The following is a 7,214-nucleotide window of genomic DNA, read 5'->3' on the forward strand; positions in this document are numbered from 1 at the left end:
CTTATAGCAATTTGAACAATCAACCGAGTGCACAAGAAGTTCGAAAAGCCTTGGATGCGTATTTGGATAAGGACAGTGTGGATGCATTTTTCAATCTTGTCAATGATTACAACAATACTGTTGGTTCAGTTGGATTAGCTGGAGATTTTTCTACATTTACAAAGACTGAATATGACGTAGAAAAGATAAGCAATCTTTGGACACCGAAAAAAGGTGATTTTGTAGGTACCAACTGTCGTATTAACAGTTATTGTTTATTGAAAAATTCCATCGAAATTCCTCAGTTAGAGAAAGATGATTCCCTCTTGTTTGTCGATAATGATGCTATTGATAAGGGAAAAGTCTTTGGTGCAGAAGACAAGGATGCTTTTGATATTTTATTCTCAAGAGTCAAAACCGAAGCGACGACAGATGTTAAGGTTCATGCAGCTAAGATGGAACAGTTCCTTTCTCAATTCAAGTTTAATGAAAATGCAAGAATGCTATCTGTTGTAGTTCATGATGACTTGGATGGTCAATTCCTCTTTATCGGTCATGTTGGGATACTTGTACCAAGTGAGGATGGCTACCTTTTTGTCGAAAAGTTAACCTTTGAGGAGCCTTATCAAGCCATCAAATTTGCGACCAAGGAAGATTGTTACAAATATCTAGATACAAAATACGAAAACTATACAGGTGAAGGTCTAGCGAAACCATTTATTATGGATAATGATAAGTGGATTCAACTCTAAAAGGATGATTTGCTTAAAGAGTGGGATAAGAAGTTACCAATCGAATGATAGCTAAATTGATATGATTAGAGGACAGCAAGCATGGATGAACATACATTAAGAGTTGTAAAAATTGATAAGGAAGCTATTTTTGAGTTGATCTACGAAACGTTTATAGCGCAAGAGCAAGAACTGCTGGACCTGTCGCCAGTAGATGTTATCAATGATTGTGCTATGGATTGGGAAAAGGGAGAGTTTATCTTTGTAGCACATCTTCAGGAAAATAGTCTGGGAGAATTGAATCCTCTTCCCAAAGATATTGATATCCAAGAGTTGCTGAAAAAACTACCTGTTACAACAGATTCCGTTCTTGGGCAAGAGAGGATTTATAGAGATTTTTCATTCGACCAATTAAAAAAATAGTATAATAGTAGTAAATAAAATAGTTACAAGGAGACACAATGGATATTAAAGATTTTACAGAGAAAGAACAAGAGATGATTAAAAAGGGCCTAACTTTCTCTAAGCTGAACGATAAGGAAACTGCCGATAAGATTATCGCATTAATTCCTCAGGATATGATTAAACGGATTCCATTTTTTATTAGAAAACATGCCATTACACGTACTGTTAAGAGAATCTCACTCGAATATCCAGAGTTGTACGCTGTAGCTGAACAAGAAGGCCAACTTCCTGAAAAGGAAGCTCAAGAATTGCGACAAATTCTTACAGATATTTTCCAAGAGAAAATGAACAAGCATAAGATTAAATAAGTTTTGAGATTTAGAAATAAGATGTCGATTGAGCATTAGGAGTTGAGAATGGCTATTGATGGCGTTAAAATCATTGACAGTGATCAAGGGTATGACATTTACAATGAGGTAGTTGGTCGCTATAGAGATGGTGATCATGTAGCCAATATTATCAAGGATATCCTCGATGCGGAAAAAGATTACTGTCAAACAGACTTTTTTACAGAAATTTATTGGACTGCTCTTGCCTACTCGTTGTGGAAGATTGGTCATCTGACAGACGACATCAGAGACAAAACCTTGGAGCTTATCAAAAAAGGGGCTGATCCATTTTGGTTAGAAATAGATCCAAAGGCTTTGAAGCAAAGGCAAAAGGTCTTGGATAAACTTGCTATCCAGTTGCAAACTGAAAATCCTAGGCCTCTAAAGGTCCCTAAAGTCAAAACCAAACGCAAACCTTACTTTGAAGAAGGGGATATTCTTGCTGTTAAGTTCCAAGATGAGTATGGTCTTGTTTTTGTATCTATGATTGAGCAGAGTCCTAGAAAGCTTGAGTACCATTTGGCTTGCACGCGCCTCTTACAAACAAAAAAGCCCACTATCGATGATTTTTTGACCAGTCATATCTCCTGTAAGATGGACAATACAAAGTTTGCTCTGGTTACAGATTGCTGGTTCAATCACAAAGACTTAGGGCAATTATTAGATAATATTGAAAAAATTGGACAGGTGAAAGCTAGACCTTTTAGTCTTTGGATGTTGGCACCTGCCCAAAATTTAGAAGATATTTATGAAGAAATCACTAGAGATAAAGGCTCTTCTGGCCTTCGGTTCATAGAAACCTATAAACTTGTTGACGATATTTTTTCGGTCTAATGTTTATCTGATAAGAGGAAAATAAGGGGTGAATCATTCCCACATGCTATGTTGGGCTCTGACACCATAACTATCTAGGGAACCATCTATATTAAACTTGGCTTCAATACGGTATCTTTTCCAGAGGTCGTAATCTGCTGTTTGGATGGTTAGGATAAAGTTGTTATCCTTATCAGAGACATTATAATCAGCAGGATTGATTTCAAAGATATCGATTAATTTTCGTGTTTGAAAATCTTGGAGTTTGAGATTTGCTAGCTTGATATGATTGATGGAAATTTCTTCTAGTTGCTTGCTATCCTTAGGTGTTCTGTAATAGGTGATGACGCAGTTTTTGAGCTGATCAGTATCTCTTCCCGTAGGAGTAAGGCTCATAAAGCCATAGGACTGATCATCCCGCTTGACTTCGAGAAGCTGACCGTAGTAGAAGTGGTCGTTTTTGGGATTGGTGATGGAGCTCTCTGCGCCTTTATCTCCAAAGGTAAAGCCTTGGTCCAAAAGCTCGGAAGCCTTGGTTTCCCCGATAATGACAGTGGTATCTTGAATGGTTACCGGAACAGGTTGAGCCGGAAGACCACTCATCATCATGCAAAACATAAAAACATAACTCGTTAAAAAAGCTGCCCCGATAAAAGCGTTGGTTGATGCATAGACATGACTGTTATGAAAGTTTTTTCTTATAGCCAGTACAACAAATTTACCAATACTTTTTAAAACCATACTAACAAGTACGATGAAAAATTGTTTCTTGAAACATTCATAAATGGCTTGAGGAAAGCTATTACCATGATAGTAGAAGCCAGCCAATACGAGGAGATTTACTATTAGATAGATTAGAAAGAACCAATGAATCTCTTTAAGAGCATTAGCATCAGTGATTTCTTCATAGTCAACGTGAATTCTACCTTGAATGGCATGGCCGAGTTTATAGACCCATTTTGGGACATCTTTCCCTTGTCTGACTGCAACTACAAGTCTGATATAGAGATAGATAGTAAAGGACAAGGATAGAAAGAAAAGAGCATAAAAACCCAAAACAATACTAGTGAACATTACTATTTCCCCCTATTTAACATTCAATAAAACAATTTCTTAGCTCCATTATAGCATTTTCTAGGGAAATAGAGCTAGAAATATCCGTATAATACTAACTGATTCAAAGGAGTAAAATCATGGGAATGATTGCCAATTATCAATATTTACCAGACGATGAATTAGATCAAATAAAAGGTCTTTCCAATCAAGAAGATGACTTGTTAGATTTTGCTGAGGATTCCGCTGATAGTCATGATATCTTAATAGATATTGACAAAATGTGGGATGCCTTGGTTTTTGTCATGACAGGATTTAGTAGTTCAGAATTTTTGGATGACAATCCCTTGAGAGAAGCGGTTTTAGGAGTGACTCCTTTAGAAGAAGTGTCTGAGTACATAGCCTATACTGAAAAAAACAAGATAGCCGAGATCGTAGAAGCTCTAGAAAGTTTTGACATGCACAAAGCCTTGGCAGACTTTAGTATGGAAGCATGTAAGAAAGCCGACTTATATCCTGATATTTGGGATTATCTTGAGGAAGAGGAAGAAATCAAGGATGAAATTCGAATCAGTTTTGTAAATATGAAAGAGTTTTACAAAAAGATTCTGGAGCTCAATGGAAATGTCCTGGTCACTATTTGTTAAGGTTTTTATATTCCATTAGAAAGGTAGTCCAATGAATCCATATTTACAAGAATATATCACCCGGACAAGGGAATATCATGCTAAAGATGGAAATTCTTCCAGTGTTGCGGCACTCTATGATTTGGCTGATGAATTAGCTAAGTCTGAGGATTTAGAAGCTAAAAAAGTCTTAGTTGACCTCCATGAACAATTGGGTCTCTACACTAGTGCCTATAGCTTATTTACCGAAATCTTAGACAAACCTGATCGAAAACAGCTAAAGAAACTGAGCCGTTTACAAGAAATGAGTCAGAGTCATGGCGATCGTTTTGCCCTTCCTCGTCCTCTAAGAAAAGAAGAGAAGAAGCAAAGACAGAGGCTATTACAGTCTTTGCCACATTTTATCTATCATCCAGATCCGTTGGCTACAGGTTCATTTGTTGAAGGAGAAGCCAAGCTTTGTCCATCTTGTGGGAAAGAAAGCAATGTTTATTATTCTCTTAGACCCTATAGTATTGAAGAGATAGAACATCTTTGCCCAACTTGCATCGCAAATGGGCTAGCAGCTCAGAAATTCGATGCGGAATTTGTCCAAGATGCCGAGTGGCAGGGTGAATTGGATCCAGAAAAGAATCAGCTGCTTTTTTGTCAGACCCCAGGCTACTCTAGTTGGCAGGGAGAATATTGGCTGTCTTGTTGCCAAGATTATTGTGCTTACTTGGGTACAGTTGGAACTCGAGAATTGAAGGATATGGGAATCGCTGAGCAAGTCTTGGCAGACTATGAAGCGCGTGAAGAATATCAAGAGATAGAAGACTACTTGGTCAAAGACGGGCCTATCTGTGGTTATTTGTTTAGATGTCTCCATTGTCAAAAATACCAGATCTGGGTTGATGCAGATTAAATCGAAATGTGATTAGCTATGAAAATTTAAGAGAAGACTATGGAAGAACTAGAATTATTCGAAGCTGCCTCCAAAGATTTATTAGATACTATGCAGGGATTTAAAGACAATCTATCTGTTCAATTTCCCCAATTAGATAGTGATAACTGGCAGTATGATAAGGGATCGATAAAAGTTTGTAAAGCTGATGAGTCAGGATTAAAAAAAGATGTAGGGTCGGAATCAGCTACAACTTGAAAGTCTCCCTATTAAACGAAGATGTCGAGCAAATCTGGTTACTGTTCAAAGACCGGTTCAATGCTAGCAGATTGAGTCTAGTTGAAAGAAATTCTAATAATGAGGATTTGGGAAGATATGTCTTTTCAGCAAGTTCCCCTCTAGGTGATCAGGTAGATTGTTCAATTTATTTGCCTAATGAGTGGAATATCCCTCAGATTAGCCTTTCAGGCTATCTAACAGCTCGTTATAGGGCTTGTGATCTTGATAAATCGCAAGAATAAGATGGAGGTTTTTAGAGATGAGAAAGATTGATTGGGACAAGATAAAGACTCGATTAGATGCCTTGCTAGTCATTGATGAGTATCTGACCGATCCAAGTGAGGATTGGCTCAGACTCGTGTTTAAAACTGAGGAAGACTATGGCATCCGTTATCTTATCGACAATGGCTCTGGTGATTCTCTAGATGTGGTTTTGACTGATAAAATGATCCTTATAAAAGGTTTTGATCATGAAAGTGGTTTAAGCCAGTTTGCTGCTGACGAGTGGGATCAAGACGTCATTGATGATTTTTATAAAGGTCTGGATGAAAAGTATCTCTCACTTTATTCTGAAGACCAAAAAGATGAAACAACCTTCTTTATCTGGTACGACGGTCAAGTGCATCAACAGACTTACCAAGATCAGGATGGTGGAGAATGGTTGCTTTCATACCTTTTTGATAGCTTTGAGAGATTTCATGAGTTTGTGACTGACTATTATGAAATTACAGTTGATAAAGATTTACTTAGGAAACTCTACATGGAAGGAAAACTTTCAGACTTAGAATTAAAGCAATTAATCCAGGAGAATTAAGAGGTTTATCATGAGAGTGAACTATAAAAATACCCCTGAAAAATATCAAGCCATAGCAGAAAAAATCATTACACCATTGCTTGATATCCTTAAAAGTTTAACCTTGTTAGAAGAGGAAATTTTTGAGCGAAACAGAGCACTGGATAAGGAAAAAGAAGGCCTTGGTATCCCAGCAAATCAACTTCATCCCAAGTGGAATGAACTTATGGATGACTATTTTCAGAGGCAAATGCAACTTCTAACTGGACGAGTGACTCAAAAATGCTTGGAAGGAGGAGTTCGGAATTCTTATGGCTCCCCAAGTGAGTATAACTATGTTCAAACGAATGATTTTTCTGTCGATTTTATCATGACAAAAGCTGAAGAAGCAAGAGTCATCACCCATTACCAAGAAGCTTTAGAAATGAAGCATCAGTTTGTACTTAAATTGGTGGATGGAAATTGGCTACTTGATGAGAAATTTTACAGTTTTGAGGATGAGGAAACTTGGTATCTCGACTCACTTTGACCAAGATAGCTTTGCTTCCCAACTGATATGTAAAAAAGGAGAAGTCCTATGAAATTTTTGAAAAAACTATTTACTGGTAAAAAAGAGAATACAGAGAAGAAAAAGACCCTTACCTTGTCCATGCCCCTCTTCAAAGGCAAGCAGGCCTATTCTTTAGACCAAGTTGTTCAGGAATTGAAATCTCATTGGGGGCTTGAAATTTCTGAAGTTTCTGGGGATGATTCTAGTGCAACCTTTGTGATTGATGGTGCTCTCGTTGCTTTGGCATTGATGGATCTTCCTATCCCAAGTCAAGAATTTGAAGAATTGTATGCCTATTCTTACCTCTGGCAGGATGTTGAGAAGGAAACACAGGAGCACACACAACACGCCATTGTTTCTATTTTGTCTGACAATCTTTCGCCAGTAGAAACTTATTCCTTATTAACTAAAGTCAATGCCTCTATCCTAAAAACTAGTCAATCAGCTATTGGTATTTATCAGGGTTCTACCACCTTGCTCTTGCCCAAAGATCTTTATCTGGACTTAGCTGATCTTTTGAAAGAAGAACTGCTTCCTCTTCAACTCTGGATTTATATGGGAATTATCAACCAGGGAGATAAAACTAGTATTTACACTTATGGTTTGAAAGAGTTTGGAAAAACTGAGATCGAAATCATTGATTCTGTCATGGATAGCGATGACTTATATTATTTCCTCTTGTCTATTCTTCAGTATGTTTTAGGCAGTGATGT

10 protein-coding genes and 1 pseudogene are annotated in these 7,214 nt (G+C 37.4%); 10 read left to right on the forward strand and 1 reads right to left on the reverse strand.

What is annotated here, in order from left to right; translation table 11 throughout:
* The 4 genes from ADM33_RS02020 to ADM33_RS02035 all read left to right on the forward strand — a co-directional run.
* The coding region (locus ADM33_RS02020; protein WP_049502951.1) for a DUF4300 family protein at positions 1-731 on the forward strand (731 nt) is incomplete at its 5' end.
* Positions 732-812: 81 nt separating this feature from the next.
* Positions 813-1,133 carry a hypothetical protein gene (locus ADM33_RS02025; protein ID WP_049502952.1) on the forward strand — a complete coding sequence of 107 codons (321 nt, stop codon included), beginning with the start codon at positions 813-815 and terminating at the stop codon, positions 1,131-1,133.
* 38 nt (positions 1,134-1,171) lie between these two features.
* Positions 1,172-1,483 carry a hypothetical protein gene (locus ADM33_RS02030; protein ID WP_049502953.1) on the forward strand — a complete coding sequence of 104 codons (312 nt, stop codon included), beginning with the start codon at positions 1,172-1,174 and terminating at the stop codon, positions 1,481-1,483.
* A gap of 48 nt (positions 1,484-1,531) precedes the next feature.
* A complete protein-coding gene (locus tag ADM33_RS02035; protein WP_049502954.1) occupies positions 1,532-2,338 on the forward strand; it encodes a hypothetical protein in 807 nt (268 codons plus the stop codon).
* A 33-nt stretch (positions 2,339-2,371) separates the two neighbouring features.
* Here ADM33_RS02035 and ADM33_RS02040 read toward each other — a convergent pair whose 3' ends face one another.
* A complete protein-coding gene (locus ADM33_RS02040; protein WP_049502955.1) occupies positions 2,372-3,391 on the reverse strand; it encodes a hypothetical protein in 1,020 nt (339 codons plus the stop codon).
* A gap of 119 nt (positions 3,392-3,510) precedes the next feature.
* On the opposite strand from ADM33_RS02040, the gene ADM33_RS02045 reads away from it, so the two are divergent.
* From ADM33_RS02045 to ADM33_RS02070, 6 genes and pseudogenes are all read left to right on the forward strand, one after another.
* Positions 3,511-4,017 carry a YfbM family protein gene (locus tag ADM33_RS02045; RefSeq protein ID WP_049502956.1) on the forward strand — a complete coding sequence of 169 codons (507 nt, stop codon included), beginning with the start codon at positions 3,511-3,513 and terminating at the stop codon, positions 4,015-4,017.
* Between the two features lie 31 nt (positions 4,018-4,048).
* On the forward strand, positions 4,049-4,900 hold the full coding sequence (locus tag ADM33_RS02050; protein ID WP_049502957.1) for a CbrC family protein: 852 nt from the start codon (positions 4,049-4,051) through the stop codon (positions 4,898-4,900).
* Between the two features lie 39 nt (positions 4,901-4,939).
* Positions 4,940-5,400 (forward strand): annotated as a pseudogene (locus ADM33_RS11830) (hypothetical protein).
* Between the two features lie 17 nt (positions 5,401-5,417).
* Positions 5,418-5,972 (forward strand): hypothetical protein, encoded by a 555-nt coding sequence (locus tag ADM33_RS02060; protein ID WP_049502958.1) that lies wholly within the window; start codon positions 5,418-5,420, stop codon positions 5,970-5,972.
* Between the two features lie 10 nt (positions 5,973-5,982).
* Positions 5,983-6,480 carry a hypothetical protein gene (locus ADM33_RS02065; protein WP_049502959.1) on the forward strand — a complete coding sequence of 166 codons (498 nt, stop codon included), beginning with the start codon at positions 5,983-5,985 and terminating at the stop codon, positions 6,478-6,480.
* A gap of 48 nt (positions 6,481-6,528) precedes the next feature.
* Positions 6,529-7,214, forward strand: a 686-nt coding sequence (locus ADM33_RS02070; RefSeq protein WP_049502960.1) for a DUF4261 domain-containing protein, incomplete at its 3' end; no start/stop codon positions are given.

This window comes from Streptococcus oralis (assembly GCF_001075875.1).
GTDB classification, from domain to species: Bacteria; Bacillota; Bacilli; order Lactobacillales; family Streptococcaceae; genus Streptococcus; species Streptococcus oralis_I.

Bases quoted from the DNA above. Each gene is read 5' to 3' on its own strand.
- ADM33_RS02025 (WP_049502952.1), top strand. From the start codon at position 813: ATGGATGAACATACATTAAGAGTTGTAAAAATTGATAAGGAAGCTATT.
- ADM33_RS02030 (WP_049502953.1), top strand. From the start codon at position 1,172: ATGGATATTAAAGATTTTACAGAGAAAGAACAAGAGATGATTAAAAAG.
- ADM33_RS02035 (WP_049502954.1), top strand. From the start codon at position 1,532: ATGGCTATTGATGGCGTTAAAATCATTGACAGTGATCAAGGGTATGAC.
- ADM33_RS02040 (WP_049502955.1), bottom strand. From the start codon at position 3,391: ATGTTCACTAGTATTGTTTTGGGTTTTTATGCTCTTTTCTTTCTATCC.
- ADM33_RS02045 (WP_049502956.1), top strand. From the start codon at position 3,511: ATGGGAATGATTGCCAATTATCAATATTTACCAGACGATGAATTAGAT.
- ADM33_RS02050 (WP_049502957.1), top strand. From the start codon at position 4,049: ATGAATCCATATTTACAAGAATATATCACCCGGACAAGGGAATATCAT.
- ADM33_RS02060 (WP_049502958.1), top strand. From the start codon at position 5,418: ATGAGAAAGATTGATTGGGACAAGATAAAGACTCGATTAGATGCCTTG.
- ADM33_RS02065 (WP_049502959.1), top strand. From the start codon at position 5,983: ATGAGAGTGAACTATAAAAATACCCCTGAAAAATATCAAGCCATAGCA.